This window comes from Brachyspira pilosicoli P43/6/78 (genome assembly GCF_000325665.1).
Taxonomy (GTDB): Bacteria; Spirochaetota; Brachyspiria; order Brachyspirales; family Brachyspiraceae; genus Brachyspira; species Brachyspira pilosicoli.
In genome coordinates this window covers 170,505-189,508 of the sequence record NC_019908.1, presented here as the reverse complement: position 1 = coordinate 189,508, position 19,004 = coordinate 170,505, and the positions used below count along the sequence as shown (strand labels likewise).

Annotated in this window: 17 protein-coding genes; 7 read left to right on the top strand and 10 right to left on the bottom strand. The window is 27.1% G+C overall.

Features of this window, described 5'->3' with window-relative positions:
- Positions 1-16: 16 nt before the first annotated feature.
- From BPP43_RS00860 to BPP43_RS00850, 3 genes are all read right to left on the bottom strand, one after another.
- Positions 17-1,396, bottom strand: coding sequence for a hypothetical protein (locus BPP43_RS00860; RefSeq protein WP_013243383.1), 1,380 nt, complete (start codon positions 1,394-1,396; stop codon positions 17-19).
- A gap of 115 nt (positions 1,397-1,511) precedes the next feature.
- Positions 1,512-3,359 carry a motility associated factor glycosyltransferase family protein gene (locus tag BPP43_RS00855; protein WP_015273884.1) on the bottom strand — a complete coding sequence of 616 codons (1,848 nt, stop codon included), beginning with the start codon at positions 3,357-3,359 and terminating at the stop codon, positions 1,512-1,514.
- Positions 3,360-4,247, bottom strand: a complete 888-nt coding sequence (locus BPP43_RS00850) for a polyprenyl synthetase family protein (protein ID WP_015273883.1) — start codon at positions 4,245-4,247, stop codon at positions 3,360-3,362.
- Between the two features lie 157 nt (positions 4,248-4,404).
- On the opposite strand from BPP43_RS00850, the gene BPP43_RS00845 reads away from it, so the two are divergent.
- Positions 4,405-4,947: a GNAT family N-acetyltransferase gene (locus BPP43_RS00845; RefSeq protein ID WP_015273882.1), complete on the top strand. Its 543-nt coding sequence runs from the start codon at positions 4,405-4,407 to the stop codon at positions 4,945-4,947.
- 65 nt (positions 4,948-5,012) lie between these two features.
- On the opposite strand, the gene BPP43_RS00840 is transcribed toward BPP43_RS00845, so the two are convergent.
- Positions 5,013-5,747, bottom strand: coding sequence for a Bax inhibitor-1/YccA family protein (locus BPP43_RS00840; protein ID WP_014933418.1), 735 nt, complete (start codon positions 5,745-5,747; stop codon positions 5,013-5,015).
- Between the two features lie 320 nt (positions 5,748-6,067).
- On the opposite strand from BPP43_RS00840, the gene BPP43_RS00835 reads away from it, so the two are divergent.
- Positions 6,068-8,110 carry a tetratricopeptide repeat protein gene (locus BPP43_RS00835; RefSeq protein WP_015273881.1) on the top strand — a complete coding sequence of 681 codons (2,043 nt, stop codon included), beginning with the start codon at positions 6,068-6,070 and terminating at the stop codon, positions 8,108-8,110.
- A 368-nt stretch (positions 8,111-8,478) separates the two neighbouring features.
- Here BPP43_RS00835 and rlmB read toward each other — a convergent pair whose 3' ends face one another.
- The 3 genes from rlmB to BPP43_RS00820 are packed head-to-tail and all read right to left on the bottom strand — an operon-like array spanning position 8,479 to position 10,963.
- Positions 8,479-9,192, bottom strand: a complete 714-nt coding sequence (gene rlmB / locus BPP43_RS00830) for a 23S rRNA (guanosine(2251)-2'-O)-methyltransferase RlmB (protein WP_015273880.1) — start codon at positions 9,190-9,192, stop codon at positions 8,479-8,481.
- Positions 9,192-10,181 (bottom strand): UDP-glucose 4-epimerase GalE, encoded by a 990-nt coding sequence (galE, locus tag BPP43_RS00825; RefSeq protein WP_014935701.1) that lies wholly within the window; start codon positions 10,179-10,181, stop codon positions 9,192-9,194. The genes rlmB and galE overlap by 1 nt, the downstream gene beginning before the upstream one ends.
- A gap of 26 nt (positions 10,182-10,207) precedes the next feature.
- Complete coding sequence (locus BPP43_RS00820) at positions 10,208-10,963, bottom strand: ankyrin repeat domain-containing protein (RefSeq protein WP_015273879.1); 756 nt, start codon at positions 10,961-10,963, stop codon at positions 10,208-10,210.
- A gap of 199 nt (positions 10,964-11,162) precedes the next feature.
- Here BPP43_RS00820 and BPP43_RS00815 point away from each other — a divergent pair, with 199 nt between their 5' ends.
- On the top strand, positions 11,163-11,402 hold the full coding sequence (locus BPP43_RS00815) for a hypothetical protein (protein ID WP_013243392.1): 240 nt from the start codon (positions 11,163-11,165) through the stop codon (positions 11,400-11,402).
- Here BPP43_RS00815 and BPP43_RS00810 read toward each other — a convergent pair.
- Together BPP43_RS00810 and BPP43_RS00805 are read right to left on the bottom strand one after the other, a co-directional pair.
- The gene (locus BPP43_RS00810) at positions 11,399-11,872 is read right to left on the bottom strand and encodes an ankyrin repeat domain-containing protein (protein ID WP_013243393.1); all 474 of its coding nucleotides are present in this window, start codon (positions 11,870-11,872) and stop codon (positions 11,399-11,401) included. The genes BPP43_RS00815 and BPP43_RS00810 overlap by 4 nt on opposite strands.
- 91 nt (positions 11,873-11,963) lie before the next feature.
- The gene (locus BPP43_RS00805) at positions 11,964-13,358 is read right to left on the bottom strand and encodes a phosphoenolpyruvate-utilizing N-terminal domain-containing protein (protein WP_015273878.1); all 1,395 of its coding nucleotides are present in this window, start codon (positions 13,356-13,358) and stop codon (positions 11,964-11,966) included.
- 184 nt (positions 13,359-13,542) lie between these two features.
- Between BPP43_RS00805 and BPP43_RS00800 the strand changes: the two genes are divergently transcribed.
- Together BPP43_RS00800 and BPP43_RS00795 are read left to right on the top strand one after the other, a co-directional pair.
- Positions 13,543-14,274 carry a HEAT repeat domain-containing protein gene (locus BPP43_RS00800; protein WP_015273877.1) on the top strand — a complete coding sequence of 244 codons (732 nt, stop codon included), beginning with the start codon at positions 13,543-13,545 and terminating at the stop codon, positions 14,272-14,274.
- A gap of 112 nt (positions 14,275-14,386) precedes the next feature.
- Positions 14,387-15,598, top strand: a complete 1,212-nt coding sequence (locus tag BPP43_RS00795) for a dicarboxylate/amino acid:cation symporter (protein WP_014933425.1) — start codon at positions 14,387-14,389, stop codon at positions 15,596-15,598.
- Between the two features lie 66 nt (positions 15,599-15,664).
- Here BPP43_RS00795 and BPP43_RS00790 read toward each other — a convergent pair whose 3' ends face one another.
- A complete protein-coding gene (locus BPP43_RS00790; RefSeq protein WP_013243397.1) occupies positions 15,665-16,342 on the bottom strand; it encodes a helix-turn-helix transcriptional regulator in 678 nt (225 codons plus the stop codon).
- Positions 16,343-16,509: 167 nt separating this feature from the next.
- Between BPP43_RS00790 and BPP43_RS00785 the strand changes: the two genes are divergently transcribed.
- A complete protein-coding gene (locus tag BPP43_RS00785) occupies positions 16,510-17,709 on the top strand; it encodes a MalY/PatB family protein (protein ID WP_015273876.1) in 1,200 nt (399 codons plus the stop codon).
- Positions 17,710-17,729: 20 nt separating this feature from the next.
- Entirely contained in the window at positions 17,730-18,962 is a 1,233-nt protein-coding gene (locus BPP43_RS00780) for a dicarboxylate/amino acid:cation symporter (RefSeq protein WP_013243399.1), read from the top strand.
- The last annotated feature ends 42 nt before the right edge of the window (positions 18,963-19,004 follow it).

Below are 19,004 nucleotides of genomic sequence, written 5' to 3'. Positions count from 1 at the left end.
TTTTTTATATATTATATTATCTCATTACAGTATCATAATAATTTACTATGTACCAATATTCACCCATCTTTCTTAGTATAAATATTCTTTTTACTGTAGGGTCATAAACATCACCAGTATTCATATTAAAGAATCTATTATACATAGTAACTTCAACTTGTGCTCTTTTTAGTCCATACTCTTCTGTGATAGTAACTTTATCAACAGTATAGTTTAATAAAGTATATACTGATGCAGCATCATATTCTTTAGTCATCATATCTAAAACCATAGTATAATGATTTTTTAATGCTGTATCTTTTGTGGATACTATATTTCTTCTTAATTCTGTCATAAACTGATTTCTAAGATTTCTATCATAAGCAGAAGCTAAATATTTTTTAAACTCATCAAACAAAGCTTTTTTCTCTTCAGGCAAAGAAGTTCTATAAAGAATATCAAATCTTATAGCAAGCTCTCTAATATTTTCTGACTTATAAGCATTTTCCAAATCATTTAAGAAATTATTTCCAAAATTAGTTCTTATCATATTAACGCTGACAGTATCAGAGAATTGTTCTTTTAAGAAATTTTGAAAACTCAATCTAGCAGCTTTTTGATATATTCCAGTATCAGTAAAATCTTCAAGATAAGTGTTGCTGTAGTTTTTTCTATAAGCTTCACTGTATCTTTGGCTTATACTAATAATAGAAGGCATATGCATATAATTAAAATAGTTACTCCACTCTTTTCTCTTCATAGCATCTAAAGTATATGTAACAACCTCATCAGGATAATATACAGGCAAAGTAGAAGCACTATTAGTAGAAGTTCTAGCAACAACAATATTATTTGTAGATTGAGTGCTTGCTGCTTTTAGAGGTTCATCTATAAAGAAATATGCATCATCTGCTTTAATAACATATTTTTCAGTTAAATCAGGCATAGGGTTAAAAGTAGCCTCTATTCTATATCTTCCAGATTTTGTAAAATAGAACCAATTATTCAAATCTATAAAAAATGAATAACTCTCACCCTCTCTTAAAGTAATTACTCTATCTTTTGAATTATCTATAGTTCTTTCATTTTGATATTTCCATAAAGTATAATTATCTGATGAAACAACTTTATTATTATAATTATCATAAACTGTGAACTTATAATTATTGAAAGGATTAATAGAATTAGTAAAACTTATTTCTCCTTTTTGGGCATATATTTTTATTTCCATAGTTATAGGTTCATTTAATCTATATCTATTTAAATCAAAGTTCATGCTAATATTAAAGGAATTAGGAGCCACTATTTCATCATTAGGATATATTCTCTCAACTTCATTTAATACTATCTCATCTAAAAAATTATCTTGAGCAAAAAGTATAGAAAAACTAAATATAAAAAGTATTATATATTTCATACAACATTACCTTAAAAAATACTACTATAATAGTTTATCGACAAAAGCCGAAATAACATAAGAAAAATTATATGTCTATTATATAAATATAATAAAGTTTTATTTTTATATAATTTTATAGTTCCTTATTTATTTTTATTAAAGCTCTGCTTATTATGTAATGATTATAATCAATGCTCTCTCTCATAGCCTCATAAAGCTTAAAAGAGCCTAAAATGGATTTATCATAATTACTATCTTCAAACTCAAAGCCCTCTGTAATAGATTTTATAACCCTCTGCATTGTAACACCCAAAAACTCATTGATTTTGCTTATATTAAGTATCTTTATATCGGATTCGCTTAACTTCTCTAAAAGTTTATCTACTTTTCTATGCCTTTTTAATTCGCTGTTAATTTCATCGCATAATTTAATAGCATTTAATACATAAGGCTTAAGCTCTATTATTTCAGCATCTATTTTCTCTAAACCTGTTTTTATACTTAATAATATTTCATTTTTTTTATTTAATTCTTCAGAGTTTTTATCTATTTCTATATTAATATTGTCAAGTTTCTTAAGAAGCTCATCAACTGTAATGTTTTCCATTGCCTTGATTATTACTCCGCCTTCTGTGGCATTATAAAATTTTTTACTGCTATTTATTTTGCATTGTTCTTCATACCAATTTCTATACATATCAAAACGGGAATCTGTAAACACACTCTCCCCATAAACATTTTTCTCTTCTCTCAAATTTCCAGAAACAAGCACTTTATATATTCTGCTGTCATAAGAATCAAGCTTTCCTATCTCTGTAAAAAAGTTCTCTTCATGATAGCTTCCTTTTATATGAGTCTGATGATTAGGAAAAGATAAATCAAGCCCAAGCATTATTATAGGGTTAGCTCCAATTCTAATGGCAAAGTCGTATGCTGCTGTAGAAACACTTCCTCCCATAGTAATGTCTCCTCTTTTTCCCAAAGGCCTCATAAAATATTTAGCAAGAGGAAATATAGAATCCAAAAAATATATTGCACCTTTAAATGACGATATTGCCTCATTATCAACAGAAGACTCTGCTATTAAAACAGTATCTTTAAAATTTACATTTCTAAAATATTTAGAGTTCTTTTTTTGCGGGTCAATAGTGATAACAAAATGAGGCGATATATTATGACTTGATAACGGCTTCATCGCAGTATCTACAGCTATTATTATTGCTTTATCTTTTAACTCTTTTAATTTTCTAATATTTTTCTCTAATGAAGGACCAGCAGAAACTACCACCGCTGGAATATTTTTATATTTATCAAAAAACCTATTTACACCATAATGAGTTGCTATCTCTACAACATTTGATGCTATATTATAAGCCCATAATTTATCGAATCTTAAAATTGTGTTTATGTTAATAGTTTTTTTGTCTATTATGGATAATACTTTTGTTTGATAAAATAAAGCATCATCTGTAAATAAATTGCTGTAAGACCTTGTAATAAAAAATTTTACTTTTTTAGTAGTTTTTAGAGATATAAACTTCTCTATATCTTCAATGTCATTTCCGCCAATAAAAAATGTAATCTTACTGTCTTCTAATATTTTATCTAATTTAAAATTATCAATAAGCAAATTAAAAAAACTAATAGAAGGCTCAATTACTACTATATTGATATTAAGTTTCTTTATAGCATTAATTAAATAACCGCCACCAATACCAAATATAAATACCACATCAACATCATCTTCTATTTCTTTAATTAAAGTATTAGCCTCTTTTATAGGGTCATAAGCACTATGAAGCAAAACGCTCTTTCCATTCTTTATAACTTTTGCTGAAAGGTTTTTAGATTTTGTTTCAATAACCTCTAAAGAAATATCATCTTCTTTTTTAGCACTATCAAGTAAATCTAAAAAATTAAGAGGATATGCTTTTATATTTTTTTTAATGGCATTTAAATTATTTTCTCTAATTTCTATCATTCACGATTTTCTCTCTACTATATAATTTGCAAGCTCAATTAATATATTTTTTGCCTCGTTATCATCGTATACATTTAAATAATCTATAGCCTCTTTTGAAGTCTCTATTGCTTTCTCTTTTGCTCCCTCAAGCCCAAACTGTTTAACATAAGTAAGTTTACCATCTTTCTCATCTTTACCCACAGTTTTACCAAGAGTTTCATTGTCAGAAATTACATCAAGTATATCATCTTGTATCTGAAAAGCTAAACCAATAGCCTCTCCATATTTAGTAATGTTTTCTAAATTAATATTCTCTTTCTCTGAAGCAATAGCCCCTACTCTCACAGCCCCTCTAATCATAGCACCTGTTTTTTTGGAGTGAAGTATTTTAAGCATTTCAAAATCAATATCTCTCTCTTCATAATACAAATCTATAAACTGCCCCATAACCATTCCAGAAACTCCCGCAGCATAACTTATCTCATAAAGAAGTTTTCTCAAAGTTTTATCATTAACGTTAGCATTAGATAAAATCTCAAATGAATGAGTAAGAAGTCCGTCTCCAACAAGTATAGCATTAGCCTCACCATATTTAACATGTGTAGTTGGTTTGCCTCTTCTTAAATCATCATTATCCATAGCAGGCAAATCATCATGAACCAAAGAATATGTATGAATAAGCTCTAAAGATACAGCTGGTATAATAGCCTTTTTATAATCTCCATTAAATAATTCACAAGCAAGGCAAGTTAAAATTGGTCTTAATCTCTTTCCTCCTGCATCAAGCGGATATTTAAGCATATCTAAAAAATTATTTTCTAATGAAATACTACTGCTTTTAAAAATATTATTTATCTCACTATCAATATCTTTTAATCTTATATTCATATACTCTTTAAGATTCATTTTATTTATTCCTTACCACTTAATAATAAAATCATTATATAAAAAGAGATGAAAATGTAAAGCTAATATTAAATAAAAATATTGTATAAGTTATTAATTATTTAATTTAATACGATAAAAAATATATAACATATTTAAAAATTGGAAACATTATAAAATGGAAAAAATCATTATAGAAACAGATAGGCTAATATTAAGAGAATTAAACGAAAACATCAAAGAAGATTATAATAGTTTATGCGAGATATTAAAAGACAAAGAAACTATGTATGCTTATGAACATGGATTTACAGAAGAAGAATGCAGAGAATGGTTTGAAAGACAAATAAATAGATATAAAACTTATGGATTTGGACTTTGGGCTGTGATATTAAAAGAAAATAATAAACTCATTGGGCAGGCTGGTTTAACTATGCAAAATATTGATATAAAAATTAATGGCTCTAATGAGCTTCTTGAAATAGGATATTTATTTAATAAAAATTATTGGCATAAAGGATTTGCTATAGAAAGTGCCGTATCTTGCAAAGAATATGCTTTTAATAAACTAAATGCTGATAGAGTTTATTCTATAATAAGAGATAATAATATAGCCTCTCAAAAAGTAGCTATAAAAAACCAAATGAAAATAGTAGGCAAAATAACAAAACATTATTACAATATGGATATGCCTCATTATGTTTTTTGCTGTGAAAAATAAAATAACATATTAAAAAAAGGCATGCAATTTATGCACACCTTTTATAATAAATTATTTAATAATTATTAATCTCTGCTTCTTATCTTTGATAAAAGTTTTAATATCTCTAAATATAACCAAACCAAAGTAACAAGTAAACCAAAAGCAGCATACCATTCAAAATATTTAGGCATGTTATAAGCTTCGCCTTTCTCCATAAAATCAAAATCTAAAAGCAAATTAAGTGAAGCTATTACAACTATAACAACACTAATACCAATACTTAAAGGACTTGAACCATATAAGAAAGGAATCCTAGCACCAAAAAATGACATTACAAAATTAACTAAATATACAATAGCTATACATAAAGTTGCAGCCACTATTACACTTCTAAACTTTTCTGTTACTCTTATAATTCTAAATCTATAAAGAAGAAGCATAATAAATAAATCAGCAAAAGTAAAAAATACAGCCTGAACAACTATGCCATCATAAGCAGCATTAAAAACATAAGAAACTGCCCCAATAGCAACACCCTCAAGTATAGCATAAAGTATAGATAAAACCTTTGCCAACTCTTTTTTGAAAGTCATTATTAAAGCCAAAACAAAAGCACCTATAGATGAACCCAAAGCAACAGGATAAAGCATTGCTGGGTTATTTGCTAAAACAAAAAATACACTAACCATTGCAGAAAGTATTAAAACCAATGTTAAAATAATAGATTTGTTTATAGCACCATTAATAGTCATAGTGCCTTCATTTGCATTCCTTAATTCATAATCAAAAGCTTTTTCTGATAAAACTGGATTAGCCATTTTATAATTAAACCTCCGAATAAAATTAATAATATTTTAAAAGCTAAAATATTATTTTGTACATTATATAGGTATAAACAAAAAACTCAAGCCCAATTATATTCAAAAATCTCATTAACGCACGGTAAATAAAATTTCAAATATAATAAAATTAGAATAGCAAACAAGTTTATATTATAAAATTCATTCTGCGTGCGGTTGAATAATAAAGAAAAATCTACATAAATGGTTGTTGCATTAGAAATTAAGAACTAAATATTGTTTATATTTTTATATTTAAATTGTATAATGAAGTATATAAATATGATAGGGTAAAAAATATGTCTGATAATAATACCAACACAGAAAATACTAATAACAATACAAATAATGATAACAACAATACCAAAGAAAAAAACAAATCTAATAAAAAAAATATAATAATAGATTTTTTTAAAAGGCATTTTAGTTTTATGCTATATTCTATAATATGCATAATATTTTTGTTAGTTCTGATATGCAAATATTCTAAATACACAAATGAAAGTAAAGCCCTAATAGAAAATAGCATCAAACAATTTGAATTAAACTCGCAAACACAACTAAGCAATTATTATGAATTCCTAAAAGAAACGGTCACAAATGAAAGTTTTGAAAGCAAAGAGTTTATAAAAAATACACTCGAAGAAGCATTCAAACCCAACATTGATTTACTTAGAGAAACGCTAAAAGATAGCAAAGACTTTTCAATAAATACAGTAACTTTCTGGCTAGCATTTTTATCTTTAATAATGATAATATTTACAATATTGGGCATATACGCGAACAATAAAATAATGGAGAGCAACCAAAAGCAATCGGAATTGATTATAGAAAAAACTGAATTTGAATCAAACCAAACCTTAAAAGAACTAAATGAAAAAGCTAAAGAAATAGAAGAAACATTAAAGAAAATAGAACAACAAACAAAACAATCAGAAAAAAATGCTAATAGAGCTAAAGTAAGTGAATTATTTAATAGAGCTTGGACAGAAGACAATAAAAATAATAAAGAAAAAGCTATAAAATTATATACTGAAATAATAGATAAATATAATCCAAACGATATAGATTCTTTGAATAATAGAGGTATTTTGTATTCAGATAAATACAGAGAAACTAAAAAAGAAGAATATTTTAATAAAGCTTTAGATGATTATAATAAAGTGTTAAATATCAATAAAAATAATATTGATACTTTAAATAATAGGGGAAATTTATATGCAAATAAATATGAAATAATTAAAGGAGAAAAATATTTTAATAAAGCCTTAGATGATTATAATAAAGTATTAAGTATCAATAAAAATAATATTGATGCTTTAAATAACATAGCTACTCTATATTCATATAAATATAGAGAAACTAAAAAAGAAAAATATTTTAATAAAGCCTTAAATGATTATAATAAAGTATTAAGTATTAATAAAAATCGTATAGGAGTTTTTAATAATAGAGGTGTTTTGTATTCAGATAAATACAAAGAAACTAAAGAAGAAGAATATTTTAATAAATCCTTAGAGGATTATAATAAAGTGTTAAATATCAATAAAAATGATATTAATGCTTTAAATAACAGAGGTAATTTATATTCAGATAAATATGAAGAAAGTAAAGAAGAAGAATATTTTAATAAATCCTTAGAGGATTATAATAAAGTGTTAAATATCAATAAAAATGATATTAATGCTTTAAATAACAGAGGTAATTTATATTCAGATAAATATGAAGAAAGTAAAGAAGAAGAATATTTTAATAAGGCTTTAGAGGATTATAATAAAATATTAAATATTAATGAAAATAATATTAATGCTTTAAATAATAGAGGTAATTTATATGCTAACAAATATAGAGAAACTAAAGAAGAAGAATATTTTAATAAGGCTTTAGAGGATTATAATAAAGTGTTAAGTATCAATAAAAATAATCCTTACATATATCAGAATATGTCCTTTTTATATTTAAATCATTATGAGGTAAATAAAAAAGAAAATGAAGAAAGTTTAATGCAAGCAGAAAAATATTTAAATAAAGGATTAAAGTTATATCCTAACAATTTAGAATTGATAAATAATTATGGTATATTATTGTATTTAAAATACAAAGAAAATAAAATAATTGATAATTTAAATAATTCTGAAGAATATTTGAAAAAATCTATAAATAAAAGCAGAGTAAAAGAAGATATAGGAGAAACCTACTACTATTTACATCTTGCATATAAAGAATACTATAAACTTGGTAAAAAGATAAGCGGTTACTCAAAAAAAGAATGCGAAAATAAAAGTAAAGAATATCTTAAACAGTCAGAAGATTCAGGATATAAGCACTTTATGGATAAATAAAAATAATATATTTTTGTAAATATATTATCAACTTTTTTGTGTATTAAAATTTTTTTATCACTCGTTATGCTTTACTAAAGATGAAGTAAAAAACGCACTTTTTGCAACTTTTTGCTGCGGGAAAAAGTTGAATAAAATAAAAAACTTATATGACAATTTTTTTAAGTTTGTGATTTGTGGTGGCTTTGCCCCCTGCGAAGCGTGCCCTTAGGGTACACACCCCCACTTCTTTTAGTGACCCAAAGAAGCAAAAGGACTGCATTTTCATGGAATATAGTTATAAACATATATCATTATTTAATATATATTCATAATCAATAAAATTAAAACACTATAAATATTTATTAAGTTACTTTAAAAAAATTACATTATTTCTTATACACAGAATAAGCGTAAGATATTATAGCGGATGCTGCTGATACATTAAGTGAATCAAAATCGCTCTGGGCTCTTATTATAATGCTGCCGTCAGAATTCTTCTTCAAACTCTCCCTTACTCCGCTATGCTCATTTCCAAGTATAATAGCTGTAGGTGTGTCAAATTTAAAATTTTCTAATGATGTGTCGCCCTTCTCGCTCGCATAATATACCCAAAAACCTTTCTCTTTCATTATATCAATAACCCTATTAAGATTGGTCTCTATTGATATAGGCAAATGATAGGCAGCACCAGCCGATATCTCATAAACCTTTTCATTTATAGGAGCAGCATTGTCTTTAGGTATAATAATTCCGCCCAAATCAAAAAAATATGCATTTCTTATAATGGCACCCAAATTATGAACATCAGTTATAGAATCAAGTATAAATATGAGCGGTGTACTAGTTTTTTCTAAAGCCCTATCCAAAAAAACATCAATACCTATCTCAGCATTTTCTTTCACACTCGCAGCAATAGAATAAACCTTCCCTACAATGCTTTCCATCTCTCTTTTATCAACATTTTTTATTAAAACCTTCTTTCTCTCGGCAAGCTTAATAATTTCTTTTTCTCTTTTAGATATAGGAAATTTTATATAAATAACATCAACCAAGTCTTTAGATAGAGCTTCAACTATAGCATTTTTTGAACTAATAAACATTATTTCTTATAACCATTAGGGTGATTTTTATGCCAATTCCAAGCAGTTTCAACTATTTTCTCTAATGAGTCTATAGTAGGAGTCCAACCCAACACCTCTTTAGCCCTATCACTGCTAGCAATAAGTTCAGATGAATCCCCTGCCCTTCTCGGACAAACTTCTGCAGGTATAGCATGACCTGTTACTTTTCTAGCCACCTCTATAACCTCTTTTACACTAAATCCGTTTCCATTACCCAAATTACAAGCAACACTCTTACCGCCATTTTTAAGATAATTCATAGCAGCAATATGTGCCAAAGCTAAATCGCATACATGTATATAATCTCTCAAACAAGTACCGTCAGGTGTAGGATAATCATCACCAAATATTTTTATGTTTTCTCTTTTTCCGAGAGGAACTTGAAGTATTAAAGGTATTAAATGCGATTCTGGGTTATGGTCTTCTCCAATGTCTCCGTCAGGGTGAGCACCAGAAGCATTAAAATATCTCAAAGCAACATAATTAAAATCATAAGCTTTTGTATACCAAGCAAGTATTTTCTCTAATGCAAGCTTACTGTCTCCATAAGGATTAGTAGGCTCTTTTCTGCAATCTTCTTTTAGAGGAATAGCTTCAGGCTCTCCATAAACAGCAGCAGTAGAAGAAAATATAAAGTTCTTTACTTTAGCTCTAAGCATAGCGTTAAGTAAATTTATAGAGTTAGATACATTGTTATGATAATATTTAGCAGGATTTTGTACGCTCTCTCCAACTTCTATATAAGCACATAAATGCATAACAGAATCAATATTATGTTTAGCAAATATTTCATCAAGTAAAGCACTATCTCCAATGTTTCCCTGATAAAAGTTCTTACAATCTTTAATAGCCTCTTTATGTCCATACTCAAGTGAATCTATTACAACAGTTTCTATATTCTGTTTTAAAAGTTCACGCACCACATGCGAACCAATATAACCAGCTCCTCCGCAAACTAATACAGCCATAATAAAAACCCTCCTATTTATAAAAATTAATTTTCAGCACCTAAACTCTCTAAAAGCTCAGTAGTCTCAGTATCATTAGCATAATATAAAACACCATCTCCGTCTTCATCAGTGCTGTTAATATCAAAATCCAAATCATTAACCAAATATTTAATAACTTCTAAATTATCATTCAAAGAAGCAATATGAAGCCCATTAGCATCATAAATATTTCTGGAATCAACTAAATCAGGATGAGCTTGAACTAACATTTTTACTTCCTCCGCACTTCCAGTACCGCAAGCCCATAAAAAAGCATTCCACCCATCTTCATCTTTAATATAAGGGTCAGCATTATTGTCAAGTAGATATTTCATTATACCCAAATCTCTATAAAATATAGCAAATATTAAAGGAGTAGCTCCATCAATGCTATAACTATCGTCCATAAACTCGCTATACTCGCTTTCATCTGTACTTATAGTATCATTAATTAATTGATTATCATTCTCTATTAATTCTGCCACCCTTTTTAAACTGTGATTTCTTATAGCATCAAATATATCATACTCTTCACTATATTCCCCCTCTTCTCTGCCTTCATAAGCAAATGCATAAGCACTCTTAGTATCAACAAACTTACCATTTACTTTCACAACATTAGTATACTCTTTATGATATATATTATTAGGGTCACTAACATACACTTTATTATTATTATTAACTGAAACTTCAGATTCTTTCTTACAAGAAAATAAAACAACAGATAATACTATCAAAATAATAAACAATATTCTTTTCATAAATACAAAACCGCCATTCCATATAACTTATATTATATAGCTAATTATACTACAAAAATCAATTATTTTCTATAGCAATATAATAATAAAAAATATTTACTATTATCTTATATAAACTGTTATAATTAGTATAATATTATAATTGACTTTTTTAATAAAAAATATTAGACTCTACCGAGATTTTTTAGGAGATTTTATTATGGGACACAATATAATAGATGGATATAGAAAAATAGAAGGTAATTATCCAACATATAGAGAATATTTAATACATTTCTACTGTAAAGATTGTTCTAATTTTTGGGCTGTAGATGATAAAGAAATCAATATCGTAGAAGATGATGATTTAACTAATATAGATGATATAATAGATGATTCTGTATCAAACTGCCCTATATGCGGTTCAACAAATATAGCAAGAAGCAATAAAAATAATTAATTGCCTAATTTGTTTTTAATAAGTTCTATAATCTCTTTAGAATCAATCTCATTAGCTAATTGTAAGGCATCTTTATCTTCCTCATTTTTAATGCCTAAATTAGCACCGTTTTCTATTAATATTTTTGCCACATGAATATTATAATTTTTTAAAGCTATTATCAAAGCAGATTCATTTCTAACATCAACATCATCTAAATTAGCACCATTATCTAAAAGAAAATTCACAGTCTCAATAGCACCGTCTTCAGCAGCATACATAAGAGGAGTTTTATTACTAAAGTCCCTAGCATTAATATTTATACCAGACCTAAGTAAAGCTTTAATCTTTTTTAAATCCCCATACAAACAAGCTATATGTATATTATCACTATTAGAATCTAGCCTAATATTTTTAAAAGCTCGTTTTAATATGGGTGTAAGTATAACAAGACCAACTATTACGATAATTATTATAGTACTGTATTCCATAATACAAAATCCTATGATTTCAAATCACAACTTAAGAACTAATATAAAAACATAAAATCTTTAAATTTAGTAAAAGTATATAATAAGATTATTAATTATTCAAATAAATTATATCTTTATTATTAGTATCTATTACAATATTTTTTCCGTCAAACTTCTTAGCATCTTTATAAACTATATAAGGCATATTTAATTCCTTCAAAAGTATAGCAGAATGAGAAATAGAACTTCCATTCAATGATATAACACCTTTAATATTGTTAGAAAAATTAGCAATGTTTGACACATAAATATTATCTGATATCAATATAATATCTTTATCATCAGGCAATTGTATTTTCTTATCTAACATTACAGATAAAACTTGATTTAAAATATCCTGAATATCATATTTTCTCTCTACCATATATAAATCATCAAACTCATTAAAACAATCATACATATTTTGCATAATATTAGTATACAAATATAAAGCAGTATGTTTAGAAGTATCAAGCAAACTATCTACATCATTAATAACAGCCTCATCTAAAAGCATAGATAAATGTGAATCAAATATAAAAGAAGCATCATTAGAAACTTTTTTTTCTTCCATTTTCTTTTTTTGTTTCAATATCTCTTTTCTTACGGTTTCTATTGCATATACAAATTTTTCCTTTTCAGCTTTTACATCAATATCTCTCTGCTCTTCATATCCTATCTTAATATCTAAATCAACATACTTAGCTAAACCGCTAACCTTTCCCTCGCACACAATTTCAAAATCAGAATTAACAGTGTAAACTTTTTTCGCTTCATTATCACTAAAGTCAAACTTTCCGCCAAATAAATCTTTAAAAAACTCTGTTAAAACTTGATTATTATCTCCTTTTACATATACTTCCACAACATCATCTTTTTGTATATTTAATAAAGATATCTTACTCATACTATCAGCACAAACAATATTTTTATTTTTAGTTTTATTAGTAATATACACAGAGCAATTATTTTTTGAAACCATATTCATAAACATAAATATAGGTCTTGCATGAAAACCATTTTTTAATTTTACAGTATATTCTTGTTTTATATAATCTTTTAAATTTTCTTGAATATTTTCACTGAAATATTTTTTCTCAAGATTATTTAATTTCTCTTCTATATCATTTATTTTTTTATTTAAAGAAGCCTCAGAAGCAGCAATCATTGCCCCCTCTACAATAGGAGCAAATGATATTCTTACATTCTTTTGTTTTTCTTTATCTAACATATCTATAGCTTTTTTGCAATTTGCCAAAGCTTCTTTACTATCAAAAAATATAAGAACACCATCATCAGTATAATTATCATTTATAACATTATAAATATCATTATAGTTAGTACCCAATAACCCCTCTCCTATTCCTCCAGAACAAGCAGCAGATATTTTACTAACTTGATTAACATATTTTTGTAATGCTCTTACAAATTCATTACTATCAGAAACTAAAATTAAACCAACCACATTTAATCCTTTTTATAATTTTTTATTAATTAACATATTATTTATAAGATAAAGTATAATAAAAACATAATTTTTTGCAATATTATTGCCTTCTATTATAAAAATATTTTTATCTTCATATTAAATTGCTTGCAATTATTTTACAATAAATATATTATTACAACAAATATTAAGGGGGGTTCTAATGCTCAAAAAAATATTAATTTCAACATTAGTTCTTGCATTTTCTGTAGCAACTATGTTTGCACAAGAAACTGCACAAACAACAACAGACACTACTACTACTCAAGAATCTAATAACACAACAGGTGAAAAACCTAGAGAAGAATTAGATCAAAACTTTGTAGACGCTTTGGTTAACCAAGATGAAGAGCTTTTAATTAATGCTATAGAAACTGGTTCACCATCAGTTAAAGCATTATGTTTTGAAGCTTTAACTAAAAAAGGTGTTAATAGTGATTTAGCTATCAAAACTATTAACAGATATGTTAGCTATGGTTTAGGTACTTCTTCTAGCTCTAATGCTGATTCTACTGTAAGATATCAAGCATTACAAGCAGCAAAAATTGCTAAATCAGAAACTAGCGTAGACTATATATCTCAAATGCTTTTTGCTGAACAAGAAACTTTCAATATCATCGCTGCTGTACAAGCTTTAGGTGAAATAGGAAGTGAAAAAGCTGTTCCTGCTTTACTTTTCCAATTAAGATTAGGAAGAACTCAAGGTATAGTTTATGAAGTAGCTGTTGCTTTAGGTAAAATAGGAAGCCCTATGGCTTTAGGTGATTTGATAGATCTTTCTCAAGATGATCAATATTTCTTAGCTATTAGACAAGCTGCTATAGATGCTATTAAAAATATTAAACCTGCTGCTGATAATAACAACAATACTCAACAAAATACTGAAAACAACTGAAACTACTCAGCAATAATAATAATATATTTTTATAGTATATATAAAAAAGCCCTCTATTATAAAAATAGATGGGCTTTTTTAATTTATAAGTTTATATGTTTTTGGAGTTCATATGAATATTTTAAAAAATTATAAATTTTCGTTTATCTTGATTTTAGGAATGTTGGTAGGCTCTATTATTGGTGTAATTTTTGGAGAGAAGGCTACTGTACTTCAGCCTATTGCTGATATATTTTTGAATTTACTTTATTGCTGTGTTGTTCCTATGATATTTGTTTCGCTTGTATATTCTATATCAAATATGGAAAATACAAATAAACTTGGAAAAGTATTGGGTATAATGATAGTTATATTTTTATTAGCTGAAACTATAGCTGCTATATATATGCTTATAATAACTATAATATTTAATCCTGCTGAGGGAGCTAATATTGCTATGAATGAAACTATAAATAACATGACTAGCAATTCAAATATATTGGCAATGTTTACAGTTAATGATTTTCCTCTTTTATGGTCTAGACAAAACCTAATGGCTTTAATAGTATTTGCAATGCTAATAGGAATTGCTACTGTAAAGGTTGGAGAAGTTGGAAAACCTGTAGTAAAATTTTTTGGTTCTTTAACTTCAATAATATCAAAAGTAGTTTCATATGTTATGTATATAGCACCTATTGGTCTTGGAGCTTTCTTTGCAACATTAGTAGGACAAAATGGAGCAGCACTTTCTGGACCATTATCCAGAGCTTTAATAATATATTTTATAGCGGCTGTAGTATTTTATTTTTTATCGAATACAGTATTTGCTTATTTAGCTTATGGAATAAAAGGAGTAAAATTATTTTGGAAATATATAATACCTCCTTCTTTAGTTTCTCTAGGAACATGTTCTTCTGCTGCTACAATACCAACTAATTTAATAGCAGGAAAAAATATTGGCATACCAGATGATATTAATGATTTAACAATACCTATGGGTTGTAATCTGCATAAGTCTGGTGCTACACTAATAACTATATTAAAAATTACTTTTATGTGCAGTATGTTTAACATCAATATATTAGAACCGCAAAACATAATAACAGCTATATTGGTATCAGTTTTAGCATCGTCTGTAATGGGAGCTATACCTGCTGGAGGATATGTTGGAGAGATTTTTATAATATCTGCTTTTAATTTCCCTCCAGAGTCTATACCTATTATGGTTTTAATTGGTACAATCACAGATGCTCCTGCTACTGCAATAAATGCTACAAATGATGTTGGAGCTGGTATGTTATTGGCTAGAATTTTTAAAGGTAAAAATTGGATAAAAGATAATTAACTATTAAATATTAATTTTTATAAATGCTTAATAATTACATTATTAGGCATTTTTTATTAGTTTCAATTAAGTATATTTTCTAATATTAGAATAAACAGTATGTACAGATATTTGCAATCTTTCTGCTAATGCCTCTACAGAGCCCTTTATATTGAAGAATCCTATTTCATAAAGTTTTATTATTATACTCTTGTTTTTATCCTGATTTGGTATTGACATATCAAGCATGATTTCATTTATATTTTTATTAAGGATAGATGATATCATATCGTCTATATTTGAGCTATAATTTTCATGAAACTTTTTTTTATTATCTTTTATATCAAATTCTTTTACAAAATCTATTAAACTTACTTCCATATTGATATTTATACATAATAATCCTATAAGTTTATCTTTATTTTTTATTGGTATGGTTATGGATTTGCATCTGTCTCCATTTGGAAATTTAGATTCGTATGGCTCTAAAAATTTCTTATCTTCATGTACACCTGCTATAATCTCTAATGCCAAATTAGTAATAGGTGCTCCTGGATTTCTAGAAGAATTATGTCCGTTTTCTATAAATTTAACTGCATTTTCAAAGTTATCTAAAGAATGTACTAATGCTTCACAGCTTCTTCCAAAGGCATTTGCTATACCTTTTACAACATATTTGTACGATTCTATTATTGCTCTATCTGTTTCATCAAAATATACGGGATTAATTTTATTTTCTGAATTATCTTTATCAAAATTATCCATAATAAATCCTTATTATAAAATTATAAATCATAAAATAAAAATATCAAGTATAAAAAAAATATATATTTTTTATATATATTTTTTTATTTTATAGAAATTTTATTGATTTTATCAAAAAAAATTAACTATACTTAAAATAAAAATATCATGTAATTTAAGGAAGTTTTATGACCATAGAAGAATTTAATAGTAAATATTTGGTAAACAGAGAAGGAACAAATTCCCAAAAGTGGGAAACAAAAAAAGACAGAAGATTTTTAGTAGATGGTTTAATACCTATGTGGGTAGCAGACATGGAATTCAGAGCTCCAGACGAAGTTATAGAAGCTTTAAATAAAAGAGTTTCTCATGGTGTTTTTGGATATACAGTTTTATGGGATAGTTATTTTGAAGCATTCTTTAATTGGCAAAAAAGCAGGTATAATATAGACTTAAAAGAAGAATGGATAAACTTTTCTACAGGATTAGTAACTGCATTATATTGGTTGGTTAATGCTTTTACAAACAAAGGAGACAGTGTTGTAATACTTACTCCTGTTTATTATCCATTTCATAATGCTGTTAAAGACAATGAAAGAAATTTAATAAAATGTGAATTAAAAAATGATAACGGAGTATTTTCAATTGATTTTGAAAAACTAGAAAGCGATATAGTAAAAAATAATGTAAAATTGATGATATTCTGTAACCCTCATAACCCTGCTGGAAGAGTTTGGACAGATGAAGAGATAGATAAAGCTTTTGATATATGTAAAAGACATAATGTATATATTATTTCTGATGAGATTCACCAAGATATGAATTTGGGTGTAAGACCATTTATTTCTGCTCTATCTATCAAAAATAAAGATAAATATTTAGACAGATTAATAGTATTATCTTCAGCTTCAAAAACATTTAACTTAGCATGTCTTCTAAACTCTCATATTATAATACCAGATGAAAAGATGAGAGAAATATATAACAAATATGCAAACACAGTTAATAGAACAGAATTAAGTTTATTAGGAATGGTTGCTACAGAAGCAGCATATAGATATGGTTCAGATTGGCTTGACGGACTTTTAAAAACATTAAAACGCAATTATGAATATATAAGAGATGAATTAAAAACAAAAGTACCTGAAATAATAACAAGTCCTTTAGAAGGAACTTATTTGCCTTTTATAGATTTAAGAAAAGTTGTTAGTCCAGATAGAGTAAAAGAGTTTATACAAGATGACTGTAAAATAGCTATAGACTTTGGAGAATGGTTCTCTGACAGTTGTAAAGGCTTTATAAGAGTTAATATTGCAACAGATTTTAAATATATAGAAGAGTTTGTAAACAAAGTAACTTCACAATTAAAAAATAAAAACTATAAATAATTATAAAATGGAGGTCTTTTATGAAAAGTTCTTTTTGGAAAAATTATAGGTTCCCGATACTGTTAGTTTCAGGAGTAGTTGTAGGAAGTATATTGGGAATAGTTCTCAAAGAGAAGGCTACAGTTTTAAAGCCGTTTGGGGATATATTTATTAATATACTATTTACTGTAGTTGTGCCTTTGATATTTTTATCTATTACAAACTCTATTATTCAAATGGATAATATGAAGAGATTAGGTAAAATAGTAGCTTCAATGTTTGTAGTATTTATTATCACAGGACTTATTGCTGCAACTATAATGATAGTTACTGTTAGAGTATTTAATCCTGCTGAAGGTTTTACTATGCCTATCACTCAAGTTGAAGAGCCTAATCCTCCTAAAGTTTCAGAACAATTAGTAAAGATGGTTACTGTTACAGATTTTAAAGATTTGCTTTCTATAAGCAACATGCTTCCTCTTATAGTATTTTCTTTATTCTTTGGTTTTTCTATAAAGTTGGTAGGAGAAAAAGCTCAACCATTAATCCCTGTTATTAATGCGGCCACACTTGCTTTAATGAAATTAGTAGGCATTATAATGTATTATGCTCCTATAGGTTTAGGTGCTTATTTTGCTAATTTGGTTGGTAAGTTTGGACCGGAATTGATAGGTACTTATGCTAGGGCTTGTGCTGTTTATTATCCTGCAGCTTTCTTATATTTCTTTATCTTCTTCCCTATTTATGGATATATTGCTGCTGGAAAATATGGAGTAAAATCTATGAAATATTTAATTACTCCTATGATAACTTCTTTATCAACACAAAGCTCTATTGCTACACTCCCTATAAACTTGGAAGCTTCTAAAAAAATAGGTGTTAATGAAGATGTTAGAAATATAGTTTTACCTATAGGTGCTACTGCTCATATGGATGGTACTTGCTTAAGCGGAATATTGAAGATTGCTTTCCTTTATGGTGTATTTGGAATGAACTTCACTGGTATTGATGTTTGGGTTGGTTCTATAATATTTGTTGTACTTGCTGGTATGGCTAATGGTGCTATACCTGGTGGCGGACTTATAAGTGAGATGCTTATTGTTTCTATATACGGCTTCCCACCTGAGGCTTTCCCTTTGATTGCTACTATTGGTATATTGGTTGACCCTCCTGCTACTATGGTTAATTCTGTTGGTGATAATGTTGCTGGTATGTTGGTTTCAAGAATAGTAGAAGGAAAAGAATGGTTTAAACAAAAAGTTACTCAAGCTTAATTAAAATCATAAAACAATAAAAGCATGCCAAAACTACGGCAT

What these genes read in the sequence shown, in the direction of transcription:
- BPP43_RS00860 (WP_013243383.1), bottom strand. Translation starts at nt 1,396, where the DNA reads ATGAAATATATAATACTTTTTATATTTAGTTTTTCTATACTTTTTGCT.
- BPP43_RS00855 (WP_015273884.1), bottom strand. Translation starts at nt 3,359, where the DNA reads ATGATAGAAATTAGAGAAAATAATTTAAATGCCATTAAAAAAAATATA.
- BPP43_RS00850 (WP_015273883.1), bottom strand. Translation starts at nt 4,247, where the DNA reads ATGAATCTTAAAGAGTATATGAATATAAGATTAAAAGATATTGATAGT.
- BPP43_RS00845 (WP_015273882.1), top strand. Translation starts at nt 4,405, where the DNA reads ATGGAAAAAATCATTATAGAAACAGATAGGCTAATATTAAGAGAATTA.
- BPP43_RS00840 (WP_014933418.1), bottom strand. Translation starts at nt 5,747, where the DNA reads ATGGCTAATCCAGTTTTATCAGAAAAAGCTTTTGATTATGAATTAAGG.
- BPP43_RS00835 (WP_015273881.1), top strand. Translation starts at nt 6,068, where the DNA reads ATGTCTGATAATAATACCAACACAGAAAATACTAATAACAATACAAAT.
- rlmB (WP_015273880.1), bottom strand. Translation starts at nt 9,192, where the DNA reads ATGTTTATTAGTTCAAAAAATGCTATAGTTGAAGCTCTATCTAAAGAC.
- galE (WP_014935701.1), bottom strand. Translation starts at nt 10,181, where the DNA reads ATGGCTGTATTAGTTTGCGGAGGAGCTGGTTATATTGGTTCGCATGTG.
- BPP43_RS00820 (WP_015273879.1), bottom strand. Translation starts at nt 10,963, where the DNA reads ATGAAAAGAATATTGTTTATTATTTTGATAGTATTATCTGTTGTTTTA.
- BPP43_RS00815 (WP_013243392.1), top strand. Translation starts at nt 11,163, where the DNA reads ATGGGACACAATATAATAGATGGATATAGAAAAATAGAAGGTAATTAT.
- BPP43_RS00810 (WP_013243393.1), bottom strand. Translation starts at nt 11,872, where the DNA reads ATGGAATACAGTACTATAATAATTATCGTAATAGTTGGTCTTGTTATA.
- BPP43_RS00800 (WP_015273877.1), top strand. Translation starts at nt 13,543, where the DNA reads ATGCTCAAAAAAATATTAATTTCAACATTAGTTCTTGCATTTTCTGTA.
- BPP43_RS00795 (WP_014933425.1), top strand. Translation starts at nt 14,387, where the DNA reads ATGAATATTTTAAAAAATTATAAATTTTCGTTTATCTTGATTTTAGGA.
- BPP43_RS00790 (WP_013243397.1), bottom strand. Translation starts at nt 16,342, where the DNA reads ATGGATAATTTTGATAAAGATAATTCAGAAAATAAAATTAATCCCGTA.
- BPP43_RS00785 (WP_015273876.1), top strand. Translation starts at nt 16,510, where the DNA reads ATGACCATAGAAGAATTTAATAGTAAATATTTGGTAAACAGAGAAGGA.
- BPP43_RS00780 (WP_013243399.1), top strand. Translation starts at nt 17,730, where the DNA reads ATGAAAAGTTCTTTTTGGAAAAATTATAGGTTCCCGATACTGTTAGTT.